We start from the raw sequence: 20,738 nt of genomic DNA on the forward strand, positions 1-20,738 counted from the left end.
ATGTGCTTCATACTATGCGGATACCTATCATTTGGTCATCATCAGGCGGATGAGAGAGGATGCGAGTCGTTCACATTTGCATGTAACCGGAAGATACAGCCAGCAAGCGGCGTGTCCTTGCATAGCCCTGTGCTAATCGCTACATATGGCAGGCACAACTAAATGCCTGCCATATGAAGGACGCGCTTCAGCTTGTCGATGTCGACGATCAGGTTATCAAAGCCAGCGAGCTGCTTTGGCGGCTGCTCGATATTACATAGAACCTCATAGTAATTCATACCTGCATAATTGCTAATTTTCCAAAAGTAACTATCCATAACTGTTAACGGCGTCAGTTCGATCAATGTAGAGCCTGGATTGCAGAACACGGTATTAATGCTCCCGCTTCCGAACGGCGCAACGATAACTTGCGCTGAAGAATAAATTGCAATCTTTTCGGCCGTGGACAGTGGTGTAAGCACAATGCGGACGAAGCCCTTCTCGGCCAAAACTTGCATGACTTCTTCTTCATTAATGACGTGTCGAACAAACGCATCTTGGCGGCTAACGTAGATTCGCTCATAGCCAGGACGAGGAGCAATGGAAGCATTTTTCAGACGGGTGCGAATGTATTGACTGGCCCAGCTCGGGCATCCGCCAATAAGGAATGGTACGGCCGGCACGACCAGCTTGTTTGCGACCAAATGGAAATCGTTACGGTCAACTTGTATTAACTTCTCCATCGGAAAGCCGAGCATTTGCAGCGATTCATATTGGAAAGAATGTGTCAGTTGGCCAACCAAATATTTGTCGATAGCTATTCCGCTCTGCTCCAGCAAATGAATGCGGGTCAAATAATCAAAAAACCAGTGCCCGAAAATAGCTTGGTGATATGCATAGCCGGGAATATTCCAGCCCCACATTAATGTGGCTACAGTTTCTGATGTATATTGCGGCTCAGGAAGCTCATTGAACGGGTAAGGATAAGGGGGGAGTTCTACGTCTTGAAGCCGGCGGTGGTCAGGCGTTACCACATGACCGCTTCCAGTCATGACCCTTCCCCCTGGTATAACGGCCACGAATGCTTCATCAAAGTGACATATAGATCCCCATCGAGGCGTGTCTACTCCTTTGGGAGGAGGAAGAATAATCGTTTCTGCCGGGTAAAGCACACGATATCGTTCTTGAAATTGTTGAGGGTTAACAGCGGCTCCGGCAGCCCAGTCTCGTGTTCGTTGATAGGTCTGATTCGGAAATATATTCATCACTCCAGCCCTCCTTTGCAAATTGCTACAGTTGCATATGCCACGAATAGCAGAACTCTATGAATAGAGTATGCAACAGAATAAGGGGCAGCAAGGGCAAGTCAGAAGGGGAAGATGCACATTTCACATATACATCCAGCTTGAAAGGAGAAGCACTGGCCGGAAAAGGGGAGTTCCTCGCCGGTACAGCGGCTTTTTTAGCTTTTTTCGATGCTCTATGTTTCTGCTCGGTACGTCTTGCCGAGCTCAGTGCCAAGTCCGAAGTAGTGGCGGAAGTTATAAATAAGCGGACTCCATTTCCGCGGATCAATATGGTTATCCCCGATGAGAATATCCTCATGGGCATGAACGTGAACGGCTTCCGTCTCGACAATCGCCATAAACGAAGTATGCTCGGGGATACGAATATGTCTCACCTGTGCTTCGATTTGAATAGGGCATTCTGCAATGCGGGGAGGCTGTACGGCAACTGACTCAGTCGGTGTCAGATCACCCGCTTCGTACTTGTTCTTATTATAAGAAAAACCTAACGGCAGTTTCCATTCTGGAACCTGCTGCTTTCCTGTGTAAGGCGCCAGCTTTTCGACATTTCCCCACAGATCAGGGCTTGGCACATTGATGACGCATTCTTGATGACGCTGTAGATTTTCAAACGTTTTGCTTCCTAGTCCGATTCCAAGCACGATGCATTGCCCTAACGCCCAAGAGGAGGATAGGGGACTTATATTGACAGTTCCATCCTCATTTAAGGTGCTCAATAAAATAACGGGCGTTCCATAATAGAGGATTTTCGGTTGAATGTGTTTTGTTGCGATTTTTTGTTTGCTCGTCTCCATAGGTGCTGCCTCCTGTTATGTAGGTATTTATTCCTTCTGCCTCATTGTAATACGTAAATAATTCCATTATCATCGAAGTATGGATTACAAATTGGGGAGGGATATTGGATGTCCAGAAAATCGAATCCAAATGCAGCCGTAATTGCTTCGCTTGTCAGCGATTGTTCTCGTGCCTCTATGCTGACGGCTTTATTGGATGGCCGCTTCCACCCGGCTAGCGAGTTGGCTTCAATGGCGAACATCAAGCCGCAGACAGCTAGCTTTCACCTCTCCAAAATGATCGAGGCGGTCGTCATAATGATGGAGAAGCAGGGGCGCCACCGCTATTATGGCATTCGAGATCAAGAGGTAGCGCGTGTTATGGAAACCTTACTATCTATCGCGCCACCGGTTCCGATTCGCTCGTTGAAGCAGCATGCTGAAGATAAGAAGCTTCGCTTTGCACGCACCTGCTACGATCATTTGGCTGGATACGCTGGAGTTCTGGTGACAGAGTCGCTTATACGGATGGGCATGATGGAGGATGACGGAGAGGCTTTTCGAATTACGGAAAAGGGAGAGGCTTTTTTCGCAGAGTTACAAATTGATCTTACAGGAACGAAGAAAAAGCGTCGTGCCTATATCCTAAAATGTTTGGATTGGAGCGAGCGTCGCCACCATCTGGCAGGAGCATTAGGCAACGCGTTATTGGAAAGAATGCTGGAGCTGGGCTGGATGAAGCGGCTGCCGGATACAAGAGCCATTCATATAACGGAGATGGGTATAGCAGGCTTGAAAGAAACGTTCGAAATCGACCTAATGATCCTTGCGGAGTTGTAATGTGAACTGCTCTCCCTACAGAATGGACTTGATGAGGCAGCCAGTCCTGTGTGAAGAGCGTGTCATTGTCGTGATATGACTTGCTTTTGTTAACGTAGAAGGTAACCTCCATCAGGATACAGCGTGCTTCCTGTTGTATAGCCGTTCGTCATTAAGTAGATAACCGTATGCGCGGCTTCTTCGACGTCTCCTACCCTGCCGAGCAGGTTAAGGCGCGCAGATTGCTCATAGGCCTGCTCTCGTCTGGCCTGTTCTGCACCTTCCCAGTTGAAGGGCGTTCGAACTGTCCCCGGAGAGATGACATTCACGCGAATGGGTGCTAGCTCTACGGCTAAGGCTTTGCCAAGACTTTCGATGGCTCCATTGCAAGCGGCGTATGATGCGCCGTCGGCAAGGGGACGTTGACTGAATGCACCTGACATCAGCACGATGGAGCCGCTGTGGTTCAAGTACGGCAGCCCGTATTTAACCGCATGGTATTGTGGCCAGAACTTGGCGTCGAAGCAGCTGCGAGCTACTTCAAGCGTTGATGTAATCGGGCCGCGAACATACGAAGCCCCAGGCGTGAATAAATGATCAAATGGGCCAACCGTTTCAAAGAGGCGCTCGAGTTGATACTCATCGCGATTATTCAACGTATAAGTCTCTGTCACATCTGTCCCTAATAGCTGACGGGCTTGCTCCAATTTATCTGCGGAACGGCTGGCAAGCACGATGGAAGCTCCTTGTTCAGCGGCTTGCTTGGCCGTCTCCAAGCCAATTCCCGAGCTCCCTCCAATAATGACAACACGTTGCTTGTATAATGAAATCGTAGACATAGTTCTTGACTCCTCTCACTTGTAATTCGACGTTATTATGGAACAAGTAGAGAAGGGTGCCAAGTAGACACTTTCATCGTACTTAGTACGAAAAATCGTACTTTTTTACAGGCTAAGGAATTGGAAGACAGAACAATTATTTAATAAGATAGGACAACATATCCCTTGCGAGGTGAATGAAGCGATGGATTTGCAGGAGCCGCGATTACTTGGCGTGATGACGACGCTTGAGCGAATCGGAGGCAAGTGGAAGCCTCTCATTCTATTTATTCTAGTAATCAAGGGCACCCAGCGATTTGGAGAATTGCGGCGGATCATTCCAGATGTCACCCAAGGCACGCTGGCCAAGCAGCTGCGGGAACTGGAACAAGATCAACTTATTGAGCGGATCGTCTATCCGGAGGTGCCGCCTCGGGTGGAATACCGTCTCTCGGAGCATGGCCAGTCCTTGGTTACGGTTCTCGATAGTATGTGCAGCTGGGGAAGAGAGCATTTGAAGTTCGTCCAAGGTCAACAGCTGGTCGAAGGAAGCGGCGATGGCCTGGGTTAAGATTGAGTGTGGGCAGAGACAGAGGCAGCAACAGTAACACTGACAGAGGAAATAACAGTAGCAGAGTCTGAGGATTCAGCTAGCCTTTTCTCGCCATACATTACGTCTCGTGAATTACAGGTACTTCTTTTTCATACATGTATAAAAAAGTCCCCCTTATACCTTTATTAGAGGAACACATTAGGTGTCCAGCCAATATCGACGATAAGGGGGCTCTTCATGTTGACCATGTTGGTTCGAGATTAATTATAGTTACGCGTGCGAGCGCTCTTGCGCGATCATTTGACGGAGAACCGTTTGCAGGATGCCGCCGTTATGGTAGTAGTCGACATCGACCATGCTGTCGAGACGAACTGTTACCGGGAATTCGAATTGCGTACCGTCTTCGCGAGTTGCCACAACTTGCAGAGATTGACCTGGCTCCACGTTGTTGGACAAGCCTACGATGCTGAATGTTTCCGTTCCAGTCAAGGCGAGAGTCTGCCAGCTGTTGCCGTCTTGGAATTGAAGCGGCAGAACGCCCATGCCGACCAGGTTGGAACGGTGGATACGTTCGAAGCTTTCGGCGATAACAGCTTTTGCGCCGAGCAGGTAAGTGCCCTTCGCAGCCCAGTCGCGGGAGCTTCCTGTACCGTATTCTTTACCAGCGATTACGATCAGGTTCGTACCGTCTGCTTGATACTTCATGGAAGCATCATAGATGGACATCACTTCATCCGTAGGCAAGTACTTCGTTACGCCGCCTTCTGTGCCTGGCGCGATTTGATTGCGGATACGGATGTTTGCGAATGTACCGCGCATCATGACCTCATGGTTGCCCCGGCGGGAACCGTAGGAGTTGAAGTCCTGACGAGTTACGCCATTATCGATCAAGTATTGTCCAGCAGGGCTGTCGACCTTAATATTGCCGGCTGGCGAGATATGGTCAGTCGTTACGGAATCGCCGAGCAGCGCTAATACCTTCGCGTCGCAGATATCTGCAATATCGTTCAAATCAGAACCAAGGTTCGAGAAGAACGGAGGATTCTGAATGTACGTGGATTTCTCATCCCACTCGTACAACTCGCCTTCTGGAACCGGAATGGAGTTCCAGCGCTCGTTTTGAGTAAATACATTTTCGTATTTATCACGGAACATATCCGGTGTAATCGCTTGAGCAACAGCTTCCTTGATTTCTTCGGATGTTGGCCAGATGTCCTTCAAGAATACAGGTTCATTGTTGCTGTCATAGCCAAGCGGCTCGTTCGCAAGGTCAATGTTGACTGTACCCGCAAGTGCATACGCCACAACCAGTGGAGGAGAAGCAAGATAGTTCGCCTTCACCTGAGCATGGACACGGCCTTCGAAGTTGCGGTTACCGGACAAGACAGCGGCAACGGTCATATCCTCATCTGCGATTGCCTTGCTTACTTCGTCAGGAAGCGGACCGGAGTTGCCGATACATGTTGCGCAGCCGTAGCCGGCAACATGGAAGCCGAGCGCTTCCAGCGGCTCGATCAAGCCGGATTTGTTCAAATATTCGGTAACGACCAGGGAACCAGGCGTCAAGCTGCTCTTCACGTAAGCAGGCTTCTTCAAGCCACGCTCTACCGCTTTCTTTGCAACTAGACCTGCACCGATCATTACGCTAGGATTGGACGTATTCGTACAGCTAGTGATAGCCGCGATTACGACAGCACCTGTCTTCAGCTGTGTTGTCTCGCCGTTCGGATGAGTAACCGCAACTTGCTGTTCGATCTTCTCGTCGCTCAGACCATATCCACCCTTATCGATCGGCGTGCGCACGTTATCAAGGAAGGATTGCTTCATGTTCGTCAGCTCTACACGGTCTTGCGGACGCTTCGGACCAGCCAAGCTTGGTACGATCGAGCCGAGATCCAATTCAATGACATCTGTGAATGCCGGATCTTCGGTAGCCTCCGTGCGGAATAAGCCTTGGGCTGTATAATAAGCCTTCACGAGCTCGATTTGCTCTTCGGAGCGGCCAGTCAAACTCATGTAGTTCAATGTCTCTTGATCAACAGGGAAGAAGCCGATCGTTGCTCCGTATTCTGGAGCCATGTTCGCTACAGTTGCACGGTCAGCTAAGCTGATGTTCCCAAGGCCTGGACCGAAGAATTCAACGAACTTGCCGACTACGCCCTTCTTGCGCAGCATTTGAGTAACTGTCAGTGCAAGGTCAGTCGCCGTAGCGCCTTCCGCCAAGCTGCCTGTCAGCTTGAAGCCGATAACCTCTGGTGTAACGAAGTAGAGCGGCTGTCCGAGCATGCCTGCTTCTGCTTCAATACCGCCAACGCCCCAGCCTACAACGCCAAGACCATTGATCATCGTCGTATGCGAGTCTGTACCAACGAGCGAGTCAGGATATACTTCAGTAACGCCGTCAACCTGCTTCGTAGCCGCTACGGAAGCGAGGTATTCCAAGTTCACTTGGTGAACGATACCTGTTGCAGGTGGTACCGCACGGAAGTTGTCGAACGCCGTTTGCGCCCAGCGAAGGAAGCGGTAGCGCTCTTCGTTGCGCTCAAATTCCACGTTCATGTTATATTCGAGTGCATCCTTAGTGCCGAATGCATCAACCATGACAGAGTGGTCAATAACGAGATCGACCGGAACAAGCGGATTAATTTGCTTCGGATCTCCACCGGCTTTTTTCACCGTATCCCGCATCGCTGCCAGATCGACAACAACGGGTACGCCTGTGAAGTCCTGAAGCACGATACGTGCTGGAATGAATGGAATCTCTTTATTCTCATCACGGCCATTCGCCCAATTGGCGATCTGGTTTACGTGATCCTTCGTAATGGCGCGGCCGTCGAATTGGCGCAGGGCTGCTTCAAGCAGCACCTTGATCGAAAATGGAAGGCGGGAAATATCGTTGCCTTGCGCCTCGAACGCTTCCAAGCTGTAGTAGCGATAGGAATGATTACCGACGGTTAACTCGCGTGCTGTAGAAAAAGCATCTGTTCTTGCCATAGAGAAACCTCCTTCTTGGTTCTGTGTTCATCTCTTGCTTGGTGATGCATCTGATTCACGTGTGCTGGCAGGTATGCAGGTAGTTAATTTTTTTCTATTAGTTCCACTAGATGAAACGTTATTTCATAATTGCTTCACATCTCCAGTATAGCGTGTTCCCGTATGAGCGTAAAGAGGTTTTTCTGCATAAAAATGCCTAAATGTACGTGCTTTTCGCACATATTTGTGATGTCTGGTCGTTTGTTCGATAAAGAGCAGATTCGTAGCCCTAAGCACACAATTGATAACCGTGCTTCCCAAGGCCATTCCACAGGACATGAGCGATGTGGATGACGCATATATATGGTAGCAATATTCCGCGGCTTTCAAGGACGGTTGTCCGCCGGAGGCGCGCCCGTACAAGGAGGCAGTAGCATGCGGCAAGATTGGAAAAATACGCTGTATCTCTATGTAGATCAGCACAATCGCTCAGAAGTGGATGATCGGAATTATGCGGTTCAGGCACCTATCGAGGATATGGAGTATGTTATGAAGGCCAGCGAGCGGGCCAGAAGATTGAAATTGTGGTATCGCGAACGCGGAACAACACCGCTTAAGAGCGAGACAAAGGCTAAAATCGTACGCAAGCATGAAGGCGATGGAGAAGTGGCTGTCGACGTAGAGTTCCACGTCCAGCGCGAGTATGACCAGCAGGGTGTGTCCTTGTTCGATGAGCGAATTGACATCGAGCGATTGACACTGAACCGAGACGGTGACAGCTGGATTATTACACGAGTAGAAACACCGGCCCATGAGCGTCATGGCAGCAAGCTGGATGACGAGAATCATGAGGCGCAGCATTATGCTGAGAGGCAGAACCGCTCGATGCCCCTATTGAATTATGATGTGCTAGGCATGAATATGCGGCCGCAGAAGTCTTCCCCCTATCGGCGGGAGAGAGCGGTACAATATGCAGAACAATGGTGGAACGAGCCTAATCCCCGTTTTCTGTCGTTTGAGGTCGATTGCACCAATTATGTCTCCCAATGTCTCTTTGCAGGGGGGGTGCCTATGAACTATACTGGTAGAAGAGAAACGGGCTGGTGGTATAAAGGAATGGTCAACGGTCAGGAGAGCTGGAGCTACAGCTGGGCGGTCGCGAACAGTCTAGAGCGCTTGCTTGCTAATAGCGCATCTAGCTTGCGAGCAGAGCTGGTTGCACAGCCAACTGATCTGCAGCTTGGCGACGTCATCGCCTATGATTGGGATGGAGATGGCCATTTCCAACACACGACGATCGTAACTGCATTTGATGCAAACGGCATGCCGCTCATTAATGCGCATACGACGAACAGCCGTCACCGTTATTGGGACTATCAGGATTCCTACGCGTGGACTGAGGCTACGCAATATCGCTTCTTCCATATTATTGATGCTCTGTAGAGGAGCAGCATGGACAGCGTAGGGGGGACAACAGGCGCTTGATGCGCTGACGGAGGGAATTATGGGACAACAGGAGAAGATGCGCGTCGGCTTGGTGTACGGCGGCAAATCAGGAGAACACGAAGTATCATTATCCACGGCATTTGCCGTGATGGGAGCAATGGATTACGAGAAGTATGATATTATTCCATTCTATATTACAAAGACAGGGGAATGGCGCGTAGGAGAATTGCGTCATCAACCATTTAGCGATAAATCAGAGCTGACATTAGAAGGCGCTGCCGGTTACACGAAGGACGCAATGGAAATGCTGTTCGCTCGAGTCGACAGCACCGGAAATGCGGGGAACGGCATCGATGTTATGTTTCCGCTTATTCATGGAACGAACGGGGAAGACGGAACGATCCAAGGCTTGTTCGAAATGGCGAATGTGCCTTATGTCGGCGCAGGTGTATTGGCATCATCCGTAGGTATGGATAAGGCTGTCATGAAGCAGGTATTTGCGCATGCCGGCTTGCCGCAATGCAAATATGTTCACTTCATTCGCAGCGAATGGGAGCATCATCAAGCTGATGTGATGGCCAATATTGAATCAGAACTTGGCTACCCATGCTTCATTAAGCCAGCTAACTTGGGTTCGTCGGTAGGCATTTCGAAGGCGCGCAATGATGCCGAGTTGAAGCAGGCAATCGAGGTTGCGCTTCGCTATGACCGCAAGGTAATTGTAGAAGAGTTCGTAGACGCTCGCGAAGTAGAAGTCAGCGTGCTTGGCAATGACGAAGCAGAAGCATCCGTGCCAGGCGAAATTGTGTCTTCCGGTGAGTTCTATGATTACAAAGCAAAATATATCGATGGCAAATCGCAGATCGTTATCCCAGCTCCGCTGGACGAAGAGCTTCTGGATCGCCTGCGCGAGATGGCGGTACTTGCATTTCGAGCGATTGACGGCTCAGGCTTGTCTCGCGTTGACTTCTTCGTACGGCGTTCGGATATGCAGGTATTCATCAATGAAGTGAATACGATGCCCGGCTTTACGCCTTTTAGCATGTATCCGCTCATGTGGAAGGAAACAGGGATTGCCTACGGAGCGCTGCTGGATCGTTTGATTCAATTAGCGATGGAACGCTACAAAGTGAAGCAGCAGCTTTATTTTGAAAATGTATAAGCAGAAGGCGCTGCTTGAGTTATTGCAGGTTACGAACACGGAATTAGTGTAACCTAATTAATAGGAAGAAATAGAATGGGCTGTCTTGTGAGTAGAGCAACTACTTGCAGGGCAGGCCTATTTTTTATGTAATAACTAGGATGCATATGGTCTATCCAATTGCAGTCGCTTTTATAAAGAAAGTATGAAATCCGAAGGATGCAGCTTAGGAACAATTATAATGTGGGCAAGGAGCGAGGTACACATGAATGCGAACATATTACTTGTCGAAGATGATAGAGAAATCGCGAGAATTATTAGAGATCATTTGCGTCGGGAAGGATACGAGGTCACCTGGTCTTCCACAGGAATGGAGGGGTGGGAGGACTTCCGCATTGGTACCTATGACATGGTTATCGTAGACTTGATGCTGCCGGAGATGGATGGGTTCACCTTGTGTAAAAATATCCGGCTGTCGAGCAACGTTCCGCTTCTTATAGTAAGTGCGCGGCTGGAGGATGAGGTCAAGGTACAGGGCTTGAAGCTCGGGGCGGATGATTACGTGACGAAGCCGTTCAGCTTGTCCGAGCTTACGGCTAGAATCGATTCGCATCTGCGAAGATTCAAGCGTTATACGGATGGGGCAGAAGCCTCAGCGGACAGCTTGTCCTTCGAGGGTGGGCTCGCTATTGATGAGAAGCACCAACTTGCAAGCATGGGAGATCAGTCCATCACCCTAACCGCCAAGGAATGGGCACTTCTCGTACTTCTTGCTCATCACCCGCAGCGTGCGTTTACGAAGAAGGAGCTATATGAGCATGTATGGCAGCAGGCCGATGCGGAAGGCAACAACACAGTCTCTGTTCATATTAAGAGTCTGCGCATGAAGCTTGGAGATGACGTACGCAATCCCACTTATATACAGACGGTGTGGGGAACGGGCTATCGGTTCATTGGTGAGCGGCTCAGATGAAGATTACACATTGGCTGATGATCACTTGTCTTGTCGTTATGATCCTGCCGCTCGTGGCATTCGCTGCTTTGTTCGGGCTGCTGCAGTCCTATGATGAACGGGAAGGACTAGCTGAATATATGGATGTGATGAAGCGTCTAAGCGAGGTCGAGCAGGTTATCGATACACCCTCGTTGTATAATATTCAGCCGCAGGAGAAGTTCCAAGTGGTCAGTCGAGTCGCAGACCATTCGCTCAAAATCACGCTGTATCGAGCAGATGGCGTTCAAGTATTCACTTCGATGGAGAACAAGCTGCTTCCATCCATGTTTCGCGTCAATCCGGAGCAATTGTACGAGAATCTGTACAAGCTGGAGCAAAGCCATGATACGTATACGTCGAAAAAGCCCGTGTTCGAGAAAGGAACACTTATTGGGTTCTATGAAGTCACGATGGTGCGCGAAAAATGGCTTAACGCCTTCCAATATCGGACGTATATCGTCATTGGTTGTGCTGTGCTGTTCTTTATTGCCCTGTATGGCGCGGCGCTCATTGTTATTCAGCGGAAGCTGAATCTTCCAATGAAGCAGTTGATGCGGCAGATGACCGCCTTTGCCCGTAATGAACCTGTACCCGACACGAGCCGCAGCTCCAAGGATGAGATGGGAACCCTGATTGCCCATTTTTACGACATGAGAGAGCAGGTTGGGCAGGCCAGAGCGCAAATTGCTGCGGAGCAGCAGGAGCGGGATTACATGGTCGCATCGTTGTCCCATGACCTGAAGACGCCGCTTACCTCCATTCGAGCATATGCGGAATCGTTGCAGCAAGATAAGCAAGTAACAGCGGATGAGAAGAAGGAATACTTCGGCATTATGCTTGATAAAATCGGCTACATGCAGCAGATGCTGGACGATCTGGCGACCTACACAGCCCTTCGTTCTACGGAGAACGGGGATGGGCAAGAGCAAGTCCTCGTGGACGGGGAAGAACTGTTCGATATGCTGTTCTCGGGATATGATGCGGTTTGTGCGCAGCGAGGCATTCATCTCGACATTCGAAATGAGGTGGCCGGCGTCTATCCATTCCATGCGAAGCAGATGATGAGACTCGTGGATAATTTGATGGGGAATGCAATCCGGTATACGCCGTATGGGAAAACGATTTGGCTGGGGGCTTTTTCAGAGAATCAGCCGCTGCCGGAATGGTTGTTCCCGGCGTTTGTCGACCGTGTTCAGGCTTGGAGAGGGAATGCGCTAGTGCTGCTCGTTCAGAATGAAGGCGAAGAGATAGAGCCACAGCATATCGAGAAGCTGTTCCAACCCTTTTACCAGGCTGATCAGTCGAGGACGAAGTCTCGTACTGGCGGAGCATCAGGACTAGGACTTAGTATCGCAAATATGATCGCGGAGCGGCATGGCGGGAGCATCGGCGTATGGTCGGCTGCGGCGCATGGCACATTATTGGCCTGTCGATTTAGTTACGAACAAGGATCAGACAGAGAGGATGAATGAAGATGCTGTTCCGATTTGCAGGCAGTCTATTACTAGCAAGCAGCTTGATCTTTACTGGCTGTACCAGTTCGGTGAAATTGAGCGGGGAACAACTCGTGAGTCAAGCGCTGGAAGCGGGTAAGAAGGAAGTCTCCTACTACGCGGAAGGTGTTACGGTTTCTTATGAGAACGGCAAAGAAACTGAGCGTTATATCCTGAAGGAATGGTCGGATGCAGAGACGAAGAAGAAGCGGGAAGAAGTAATTAAGGACAATGAGCGAGCCATATCTGTGAGTGACGGCAAGCTGATTACGGTATGGGATGAGCATAATCGGCAAGCGTTCAAAATGGACGTAGGTGACGGGATGCGGCCGATGACGCAGCGGGAGCAGTTGAAAAATATGCTGGAACATTTGAACAAATCGTATCGTATTGAATCGATGGGAGACGAAAAAGTAGGCGAACATCAAACGGTTCATATTAAGGCTTCATCCAAAAAGAAGGATGCCCTGCTGAAGCAAATGGAGTTATGGGTCGATCAATCTACTTGGATGGTGATAAAGAGCAAAATCGATAGCGGTGCGGTCAAATCCACTTTCGAATATACGAAGCTGGATATGGCGCCGAAGTTCACGGCAGATACGTTCCAGTTGAGCATACCGAAAGATATTCCGGTGCGTGACATCAATGAGCTGAACCCGGCGAAGCAGGTATCACTGGAGGAAGCGAAGAAAGCGGCAGGAGCTCCATTTCTACAAATAACGGATAAGGATTTTTCGTTGAAGAAGATAGAGCTGGCGCAGTTAGAGGGAGAGATGAAGCGTACGGAAATCTCTTTGGAGTATGACAAAAACGGTATATCTTATGTAAATATCAGTCTGTTCAAGACCCCTGCTGACGCACAAAGAGATTTGGGCACGGCAGTATCGGTGCGAGGAAAATCAGGATGGTATTGGGACGAAATACACTCGCTTACGTGGGACGAGGATGGATTCCGTTACACGATGATTCCGTCGAACCCAGATGTTACGCAAGAAGAACTAATCAAGATTGCAGAGGGCATGAGTAAATAAGTCCCGATGGTTGGAGGGGGATGTAGAATGGAGAGTAAGCTGGGGCAAAAGTTGCATCCTGACTATAGGAAAGCATCTCGCATTGCAGGCGTCATTGCACATGGCATTATGGCTGCAGTCATTATTGCCTATGTTATTATCGCTTCTGTACAAGGTTGGATACAGTCCCCCGCTTGGATTGCATCAGGATTATGGGCGGTATCTTTCATTTGGTTCGTATGGATTGAACCGATACTAACTTATCGTTATTTTGCATTCGAAGTGTTCGAGGAAGAGCTGCACATTCAATCAGGAATTATCTATTTGAAGCATACGATTGTGCCTATGAATCGCGTACAGCATGTAGAGACAGAACGCGGGCCGCTGCTGCGCAAGTATGGGCTCTCGCAATTGTCCGTCGTCACTGCGGCGACGACTAATCGAATTCTGGCAGTCCAAGAGGAAGAAGCGGAGCGGCTAAAGGCCAAAATTGCAGAACTGGCGAAGGTGGATGACCATGAAGAATAAGGAGATGCGCCTTCATCCACTGCACATGGGATTTTCGATTCTGCAGGTAGCCAAGGCCATATGGCCTTTCCTCATTCTCTACGCATGGAAGGCTAAGGATCACTCGTGGATGCAGATTCTTTTTGCCGCCATTGTTGTCTATGCAATCGTAGATGCGGTGTTGGATTGGAGAAGGTTCACCTTCCGCTTCGAGGAAGATAAGCTCGTCATTAATAAAGGGATTTGGATTCGGGAAGAAAAAACAATCTTCTATCGGCGCATTCACTCGGTACGCTTGGAGCAGTCCTTCCTGCAGCGTGTAAGCCGGACAGCTCAGTTGAAGATTGAGACGCCTGGTGGAGAGGCGGATGGAGATGGCGTGCTGCCTACATTGTCGCTTGCACATGCGGAGGAATTGCGAACTATTTTAACGCAGCGCAAGCAGAGTACTCCGCAGATCGGCCTAGAGAGCGGCGATATACCTAAGACGGCAGGCGCTAATCATATGCTGCCTAGTAACAATGTCCATGCGACAGCAGGCGCGGATCAGAAGGATCAGGACAAACCGTCAGAGGAGGCGGGCTTGTCCGCACGGGACATAAGGCTGAAGGTAGGAACATTATTCCTATCCTCGGCGACAACGATCCATTTAGGCATGCTGCTTGCCTTCTATTTGGCGATTACGAACTTCGCAGATGACCTGCTGAAGCTGATTCTGCCAGATGGGCTGATGCAAAGACTAATGGATCAGATGATGTCCGCGATCCCAAGCCATCTGACTTATGTCGTGCTCGGAGCCGGTGGTCTCATACTTGCATGGCTCATCTCAACGCTGTTGTTCGTCGCGAAGTACTATCGATTTACAGCGGTGGTGCAGGGGGACGAGATTGTCATTTCCTACGGACTATTCGAGAAGAAAGTGAACGCCTTCAAACCAGGCCGAGTGCAGGAAATCATTGTGAAGGAGGGCATGCTTCGTCAGCTGCTCGGGTACGCACAGGTGGAGGTCGGAGTGCTGTCAGCAGATAAGAAAGAATCCTTGCTGCTGCATCCGCTTATTCGGGTTCGGGATCTTCCGCATTTGTTAGCCCATTTTGTACCGCAGGTTGAATTGGCGGACGATGCTGTGCAGCATCGTCCGCCTGGTCGGGCCTGGTGGTACTATGTTCGTATGGAACTGCTGCTCTTCCTTACCACTTACGGACTGCTCTATTGGTGGCAGGGGAATATGGCCCATTGGCTGTGGCTCCTAATGCCGATATTGCTCGGGATGGGGACACTGCGACTTAAGGACGCGGGAATTGGTATCCAGAATAAGCAGCTAATGATACGAAGCCGCGCGATCGCTAGAAAGTCCTGCTATATGTTGAGACCGCATATTGTCTCGCTTTCAACGAAAGACAGTTACTTTCAGCGTCAGCGAAATATTCGCTCCCTACATGTTACGATTATGAGCGGACATTCCTATACTGCGACATGTTTCGACGACCGCGACGTCGCACATGTATGGCAATGGTACAGCCGTCACAAACCTGAATAACCAAACAGGAGGGGGAATCCTCCTGTTTTTTTATGTTCTGTAAAACTATGGTGCAAAACGCTCAGGCGAAGGGTGACCATAGTCCGATAAATATACATTTTATTGGTAAAATGGTTACAAAAACGCAACTTTTCCGACGTATTCGCGTCAAATGATGACAAATGATATCGATTTACAATTTCTCCAACCTAATCGTTCGCGTAATCAGAAAAGGAGTGATCAAATCGCTTTGCAGCAGGCTTTTTCTTTGCTTCAGCGCTGCAATAACCAGCAGAAAATGAGGGTCCTAGTTTTCAAAACGCGACTATCTAACCATGTTATTCCAGAAAAAAACTTGGTTAGATAGTATAAGAGGTTGCGGACAACACTCACAGAAAGGGTGAACAGGTCACATATCTATGAACCGTAGGAAAAAGCGAAATCTCGTTATAGGCATACTGATGCCGGTCATAATTATATTTGCAGGCGGATTGTATTGGATGCCGGAGTTGCTGTCTTCCAAGCCTGTCGCCTACGCTGGTGAGGATGGCATCAAGCTGAAGTTCAAGACGGAGGGCGACCGCATCCTAGAGTACAAAGAAGATGGCTTCGAGCCAATCTTTGTTAAAGGAGTCAATCTGGGCGCTACACTGCCTGGATACTTCCCAGGGGAGTTCCCGATACAAGAAGAAGATTATCTGCGTTGGTTCCAGCAGATACATGATATGGGCGCGAATGTGATCCGGGTGTACACCGTGCACAATCCGGTGTTTTACGAAGCGCTTGTGAAGTTTAACCGCGATAAAGCGGAGCGGCCGCTCTATTTTATTCAAGGCATATGGTCGCCTGAGGAAGAGCTGATCGAATCGCAAGATGCATACTTGCCCGAGATCAAAGAGAAGTTCAAGCACGAAATTGAGAAGGTTGTACGAGCGGTATACGGCGATATTACGCTGCCAGATCAATCCGGTACAGCGAGAGGGAAGTATAGGACGAACGCCAGTGATTACTTGATGGCTTGGCATATTGGGACGGAATGGGACCCAGTGATGGTTGATAAGACAAACAAGAAGCATAGCAAGGTATCGGCTTACACAGGTTCCTTTTTCAACGCGACTGGGCAAGCAAGCCCATTTGAGAACTGGCTCGCCGAAATGCTTGATCACGCTGCCGCGGTGGAGAACGAATATGGGTGGCATCACCCGATGACGTTCACGAACTGGGTAACCACAGATGTGCTGAAGCACCCGGGAGAGCCACTATTCCAAGAAGATATGGTGAGCGTCGACGCAAGAAAAATTCAGCCGAAGGCTTGGAGCGCAGGATATTTCGCTGCTTATCACGTCTATCCGTACTACCCGGACTTCTTCCACTTGGATACTTCGCTGCAGACGATTCGCGACAAGCAAGGGCAGTTCAATACGTACAAGGCGTATCTGCGCAAGCTGAAGGCGGAGTTCAAGGATATGCCGGTCATGATCACGGAATATGGCGTGCCATCTTCGATTGGCATCTCTCATCTGGGTATGGGAGGACGCAATCAAGGCGGTCATAATGAGCGTGAGCAAGGGCGTATCGATGCATCGCTCACACAGGACATTTACGATGAGCATTATGCAGGAGCAATTCTGTTCATGTGGCAGGATGAGTGGTTCAAGAAGACGTGGAATACGATGAAGATTGAAGTTCCTGCTGACCGCAGGCCATATTGGCTCAATGTGTTAACGAACGAGAAAATGTTCGGACTCCTGGGCATGTACCCGAGCAAGGCGGATGCCATTGTTATCGATGGGGATTCCAAGGATTGGGATGCTATTCCAGACGATGAGAAAATGCTGCTGAAGTCAGATTTGCCGGGGATTCGTGAGATGTGGATCACCCATGACGAGGGCTATGTCTATACAATGCTTAAGCTGGATAAGCCGTTCGATCCTGACAAGCAGACGCTATACATTGGGGCGAATACGCAAACAGGCGGCAATCGCACCGTGAAGGAGCTTCCGGGTATTAAGCTGGACGAAGGGCTGGAGACACTTACGGTCATCGGCAAGGACAGTGAGGTTCGCATCGCTTCGAATTATGACTTCAACAACAGGCTGTATGGCCCATCCGGTTATTGGATGGTTGAACCGAAGCCGCAGGAAATGAAGGATAATTCAGGATTGTTCAATCCATGGAAGCTGGCAGTTAGTCTGAAGATGGAACCCCCGGATACAAGATCGGCGCATCCATTTCAAGATATTGTTGTAGGCAAGCTGCATCGAGGGACGAGCGACCCGAACAGCAAGTCATACAACTCGCTTGCAGCTTGGGAGGCGAAGGGCGACACCGTCGAAATTCGAATTCCGTGGATGCTGCTTGGTTTCGCAGACCCGAGTACGAAGCAAGTCATTTCATATGGCGACGTGGAACGAAAGCGAGATCTGCCGACGATTGCAACAGAAGGGATACGATTCTTGCCTTGGGTTGTGGAACGAGGAGGGAATTCATCGACAGGTGCACAAACTCGTGCATGGAAGAACTACTCTTTACACAATATCCAAGTATACACATGGAAACAGTGGGATAAAGTTGGCTATACAGAACGCTTGAAGCAAAGCTATTACGACATGAAGGAAGTGTTCCATCGTCTTCCATGACACATGCGGCCACCCATAGGTGGCATGCGACTTCCGAAAGCGGTTCGGCAAGTTCCTTGCTGATTGCAACATTGATAGGTGCTTGAAGAACTGCCACTTCTCATGGAACAAAGGAGGCACACGTTACATGTATACAAAGTTAGACCTTGCTGTGTCTTTCATCTACGTCTGTCTGGGCCTGATTGGCTTCGGCGTATTGATACTGCTCATCATGAAAGCCCGAAATATAAGGCTGATGCAGCAACGGGACGCGATCATGAAGAAATATAAACCTTATTTTATCTATTTGCAGCGTCATATCGGTGACGAGGGTTCCTTTCAGCCGCCGAAGGGGGCAGTTGCACCATTGGAGGCCAGGGTTATCCAAGACAAGCTGATCGAATGGATCGAGAAATTCCGTGGGACTCAGCGTGACAAGCTAACGAAGCTGTGCGAAGATATGGGGCTCGTTCAATTGGATATGAAGAATCTGAACAGCATGTTCTACGCGAAGCAGATGCAAGCGGCTTTCCGCTTGGGAGGAATGAGATCGTCCAGAGCGGTTCCGCAGCTGCTGGAACTGCTTAAGCAGGAGAAGTCGGCAGAGCTGATTCGAGTTATTGCCCGAGCTGTTGCGAAATGCGCGGACGATACGGCATCTCTGGGGGTAATGCTGGATGAGCTGGCGAGCCGTGAGCAGCACAATGAGCTGTTTGCTGCAGAGATATTGGAGGAATCAACGTTAGACGTGACACCACTTCTTGTTGGATGCTTAGCGGATAGCAATAATCGTCTGGTGAAGACTGCTCTGCTGGCGCTGCGCGGGCATGCTGGTGCAGAACTTACGCCTGCGTTGTTCAAGCTTGCTGACAACAAAGACAAGGATATACGCTCCTTAGCGATTAAGCTGCTGGTGTGCACCGGCAATGTGCTTACGAAGGAGACATTGTGCAGTTGGTTCAAGGATCCTGAGTGGGAAGTGCGGGCGGCTGTTGCAGAGTCGCTCAGCACGTACAACCATACTGCCAGCATTGTCATCTTGAAGGAAGCATTGACGGATTCTAACTGGTGGGTTCGGTATTACAGCTCGAAGAGCTTAGCAACGATGGGGGATGAGGGCTTTCGTGCGCTGTGTGAAGCAGCGCTTGAGAGAGATGATCCTTACAAGTCGGATATGGCCAAAGACCGTATTCAAGAGGAGCTTCTGCGCGAGCATTACAATACGAATCGGCGGAAACACGTGTCCAGCCAAGCAACGAAGCGGCTTTTATATGAGCAGTATTTCGGCAAGGCTGCCACAGCACCGATATTTCGAAGCGTAGGAGGCGATTATTCTGCTTAGAGACCTGCTTCTCATGTACGGCTTATTCGCCATGTACTATGTGATCGTCGTCAATAGTATTTACTTCGGCATCATGCTCTTCTCGTTCAAAAGCATTTTCTCGATCGTTCGCCGAAAACGTTACGCACTAAGCGGGACGATAGCGGGTTCAGAGCATGTCCCGCCGGTCTCGCTGTTGGTACCATCCTACAATGAAGAGCTGACGATTATCGAAAATGTAAAGTCATTAATGACGCTGAATTATCCAACCTATGAGGTTATCGTCATCAATGACGGCTCCAAGGATGAGACTTTGAACGTGTTGATCGAGGAGTTCGCCCTATATCGCATGGATAACTTGTCCATTCGGTATGCCGTGAATTGTACCAAGATCAATGCTGTCTATCATAATCCAGAATATCCATTCCTCTATGTCATTGATAAGGCGAACGGGGGGAAGGCGGATTCCTTAAATGCAGGCATCAATTTCTCGCATTACCCGCTTATCTCGTCCATTGATGCGGATTCGCTACTGGAGAAGGATTCATTAATTCAAATGACAACCATGTATATGTCCGATCCAGAGCGATATGTGGCGATCGGAGGCAATGTACGCATCGCTAACGGCTGTTCGATTGAGAATGGAACGGTGAAGGAAGTGCGCTTGCCGAAGAAATGGTGGCCGATGTTTCAAACGCTGGAGTACTTAAAGGCGTTCCTCGGCGGTCGAATCGGCTGGAGTGCGATCAATGGACTAATTATCGTGTCGGGGGCATTTGGGCTGTTCCGCAAGGACTATGTCATTAAGGTCGGTGGATACCGCGATGGCTATCCAGGCGAGGACATGAACATCATTATTAAACTTCATCGCTATATGCTGGAAAATAAACTGCCTTACAAAATTGCCTTCTGTCCGGAGGCAGTATGTTGGACGCAGGCGCCGGATACGTACCATATTCTGTCCAACCAGCGTAAGCGTTGGGGGCGAGGGAACTTGAAGAATATGATCGAGAACTACGATATGACGTTCCGTCCGAAGTACAAGGTGTTCGGTCTGTTGTCACTGCCGTATACGATTATATTCGAAGCACTCAATCCTTATTTCAAAGTAACGGGATTGATGTCCTTAATCGGTTATGCGCTGTATGACATGACACATTGGGAAATTGTGCTGGTATTTATGCTCATTAACTTCTTATCGGGTTTATTGCTAGCTGTAGGCTCGCTTCTGCTGGAGGAGATTGCGTTCAAGCGCTATCCGCGCGTTAGTGATCTCGTGCGAATGCTTGCATTCAGTGTGCTGATGTTCTTCGGTTATCGGCAGCTTGGCAGCCTATGGCGCATTCAAGGGCATATTCAATTTTTCCAGAACAACAATTCATGGGGAGCCATGACGCGTCAGAGTTGGAGTGAAGAAGGAGAACAAACGAAAACCGCCTAAACGGCGCAGGGAAGGTGGAGACTGCA

16 protein-coding genes are annotated in these 20,738 nt (G+C 49.4%); 12 read left to right on the top strand and 4 right to left on the bottom strand.

All coding sequences use genetic code 11. The features are described from left to right. Positions 1-158 precede the first annotated feature (158 nt). Positions 159-1,244: a glycosyltransferase family 61 protein gene (locus ABN764_RS13545; protein ID WP_446672254.1), complete on the bottom strand. Its 1,086-nt coding sequence runs from the start codon at positions 1,242-1,244 to the stop codon at positions 159-161. Positions 1,245-1,459: 215 nt separating this feature from the next. Continuing rightward, entirely contained in the window at positions 1,460-2,080 is a 621-nt protein-coding gene (locus ABN764_RS13550; protein ID WP_446672176.1) for a flavin reductase family protein, read from the bottom strand. A 108-nt stretch (positions 2,081-2,188) separates the two neighbouring features. On the opposite strand from ABN764_RS13550, the gene ABN764_RS13555 reads away from it, so the two are divergent. Next, positions 2,189-2,899, top strand: a complete 711-nt coding sequence (locus tag ABN764_RS13555) for an ArsR/SmtB family transcription factor (protein WP_446672177.1) — start codon at positions 2,189-2,191, stop codon at positions 2,897-2,899. An 89-nt stretch (positions 2,900-2,988) separates the two neighbouring features. Here ABN764_RS13555 and ABN764_RS13560 read toward each other — a convergent pair whose 3' ends face one another. Continuing rightward, a complete protein-coding gene (locus ABN764_RS13560; RefSeq protein WP_446672178.1) occupies positions 2,989-3,717 on the bottom strand; it encodes an SDR family oxidoreductase in 729 nt (242 codons plus the stop codon). A 184-nt stretch (positions 3,718-3,901) separates the two neighbouring features. Here ABN764_RS13560 and ABN764_RS13565 point away from each other — a divergent pair, with 184 nt between their 5' ends. Beyond that, a complete protein-coding gene (locus ABN764_RS13565) occupies positions 3,902-4,267 on the top strand; it encodes a winged helix-turn-helix transcriptional regulator (protein WP_268626382.1) in 366 nt (121 codons plus the stop codon). Positions 4,268-4,519: 252 nt separating this feature from the next. On the opposite strand, the gene acnA is transcribed toward ABN764_RS13565, so the two are convergent. After that, complete coding sequence (gene acnA, locus ABN764_RS13570; protein ID WP_446672179.1) at positions 4,520-7,243, bottom strand: aconitate hydratase AcnA; 2,724 nt, start codon at positions 7,241-7,243, stop codon at positions 4,520-4,522. A 414-nt stretch (positions 7,244-7,657) separates the two neighbouring features. Here acnA and ABN764_RS13575 point away from each other — a divergent pair, with 414 nt between their 5' ends. From ABN764_RS13575 to ABN764_RS13620, 10 genes are all read left to right on the top strand, one after another. Next, positions 7,658-8,665, top strand: coding sequence for an amidase domain-containing protein (locus ABN764_RS13575; RefSeq protein WP_072730579.1), 1,008 nt, complete (start codon positions 7,658-7,660; stop codon positions 8,663-8,665). Positions 8,666-8,726: 61 nt separating this feature from the next. Continuing rightward, positions 8,727-9,830 (top strand): D-alanine--D-alanine ligase, encoded by a 1,104-nt coding sequence (locus ABN764_RS13580; protein WP_446672180.1) that lies wholly within the window; start codon positions 8,727-8,729, stop codon positions 9,828-9,830. Between the two features lie 244 nt (positions 9,831-10,074). Continuing rightward, positions 10,075-10,782, top strand: coding sequence for a response regulator transcription factor (locus ABN764_RS13585; protein WP_446672181.1), 708 nt, complete (start codon positions 10,075-10,077; stop codon positions 10,780-10,782). After that, positions 10,779-12,275, top strand: a complete 1,497-nt coding sequence (locus ABN764_RS13590; RefSeq protein ID WP_446672182.1) for a sensor histidine kinase — start codon at positions 10,779-10,781, stop codon at positions 12,273-12,275. Before ABN764_RS13585 ends, ABN764_RS13590 begins: the two co-directional genes overlap by 4 nt. A 2-nt stretch (positions 12,276-12,277) precedes the next feature. Continuing rightward, a complete protein-coding gene (locus ABN764_RS13595; RefSeq protein ID WP_446672183.1) occupies positions 12,278-13,327 on the top strand; it encodes a LolA family protein in 1,050 nt (349 codons plus the stop codon). A gap of 27 nt (positions 13,328-13,354) precedes the next feature. Beyond that, positions 13,355-13,834, top strand: coding sequence for a PH domain-containing protein (locus ABN764_RS13600; protein WP_446672184.1), 480 nt, complete (start codon positions 13,355-13,357; stop codon positions 13,832-13,834). After that, positions 13,824-15,353 (top strand): PH domain-containing protein, encoded by a 1,530-nt coding sequence (locus tag ABN764_RS13605; RefSeq protein WP_446672185.1) that lies wholly within the window; start codon positions 13,824-13,826, stop codon positions 15,351-15,353. The genes ABN764_RS13600 and ABN764_RS13605 overlap by 11 nt, the downstream gene beginning before the upstream one ends. Before the next feature lie 398 nt (positions 15,354-15,751). After that, on the top strand, positions 15,752-17,971 hold the full coding sequence (locus ABN764_RS13610) for a hypothetical protein (RefSeq protein WP_446672186.1): 2,220 nt from the start codon (positions 15,752-15,754) through the stop codon (positions 17,969-17,971). Between the two features lie 127 nt (positions 17,972-18,098). Next, entirely contained in the window at positions 18,099-19,292 is a 1,194-nt protein-coding gene (locus ABN764_RS13615; RefSeq protein ID WP_446672187.1) for a HEAT repeat domain-containing protein, read from the top strand. A 31-nt stretch (positions 19,293-19,323) separates the two neighbouring features. Next, a complete protein-coding gene (locus ABN764_RS13620) occupies positions 19,324-20,712 on the top strand; it encodes a glycosyltransferase family 2 protein (RefSeq protein WP_446672255.1) in 1,389 nt (462 codons plus the stop codon). The last annotated feature ends 26 nt before the right edge of the window (positions 20,713-20,738 follow it).

The organism is Paenibacillus wuxiensis (assembly GCF_040195695.1).
Taxonomy (GTDB): domain Bacteria; phylum Bacillota; class Bacilli; order Paenibacillales; family Paenibacillaceae; genus Paenibacillus_B; species Paenibacillus_B suaedae.

Excerpts from the sequence above, each read along its gene's own strand:
- ABN764_RS13560 (WP_446672178.1), bottom strand. The coding sequence starts at position 3,717 with ATGTCTACGATTTCATTATACAAGCAACGTGTTGTCATTATTGGAGGG.
- ABN764_RS13610 (WP_446672186.1), top strand. The coding sequence starts at position 15,752 with ATGAACCGTAGGAAAAAGCGAAATCTCGTTATAGGCATACTGATGCCG.
- ABN764_RS13550 (WP_446672176.1), bottom strand. The coding sequence starts at position 2,080 with ATGGAGACGAGCAAACAAAAAATCGCAACAAAACACATTCAACCGAAA.
- ABN764_RS13545 (WP_446672254.1), bottom strand. The coding sequence starts at position 1,244 with ATGAATATATTTCCGAATCAGACCTATCAACGAACACGAGACTGGGCT.
- ABN764_RS13590 (WP_446672182.1), top strand. The coding sequence starts at position 10,779 with ATGAAGATTACACATTGGCTGATGATCACTTGTCTTGTCGTTATGATC.
- ABN764_RS13555 (WP_446672177.1), top strand. The coding sequence starts at position 2,189 with ATGTCCAGAAAATCGAATCCAAATGCAGCCGTAATTGCTTCGCTTGTC.
- ABN764_RS13565 (WP_268626382.1), top strand. The coding sequence starts at position 3,902 with ATGGATTTGCAGGAGCCGCGATTACTTGGCGTGATGACGACGCTTGAG.
- ABN764_RS13620 (WP_446672255.1), top strand. The coding sequence starts at position 19,324 with ATGTACTATGTGATCGTCGTCAATAGTATTTACTTCGGCATCATGCTC.
- ABN764_RS13580 (WP_446672180.1), top strand. The coding sequence starts at position 8,727 with ATGGGACAACAGGAGAAGATGCGCGTCGGCTTGGTGTACGGCGGCAAA.
- ABN764_RS13595 (WP_446672183.1), top strand. The coding sequence starts at position 12,278 with ATGCTGTTCCGATTTGCAGGCAGTCTATTACTAGCAAGCAGCTTGATC.
- acnA (WP_446672179.1), bottom strand. The coding sequence starts at position 7,243 with ATGGCAAGAACAGATGCTTTTTCTACAGCACGCGAGTTAACCGTCGGT.
- ABN764_RS13600 (WP_446672184.1), top strand. The coding sequence starts at position 13,355 with ATGGAGAGTAAGCTGGGGCAAAAGTTGCATCCTGACTATAGGAAAGCA.
- ABN764_RS13575 (WP_072730579.1), top strand. The coding sequence starts at position 7,658 with ATGCGGCAAGATTGGAAAAATACGCTGTATCTCTATGTAGATCAGCAC.
- ABN764_RS13615 (WP_446672187.1), top strand. The coding sequence starts at position 18,099 with ATGTATACAAAGTTAGACCTTGCTGTGTCTTTCATCTACGTCTGTCTG.
- ABN764_RS13585 (WP_446672181.1), top strand. The coding sequence starts at position 10,075 with ATGAATGCGAACATATTACTTGTCGAAGATGATAGAGAAATCGCGAGA.
- ABN764_RS13605 (WP_446672185.1), top strand. The coding sequence starts at position 13,824 with ATGAAGAATAAGGAGATGCGCCTTCATCCACTGCACATGGGATTTTCG.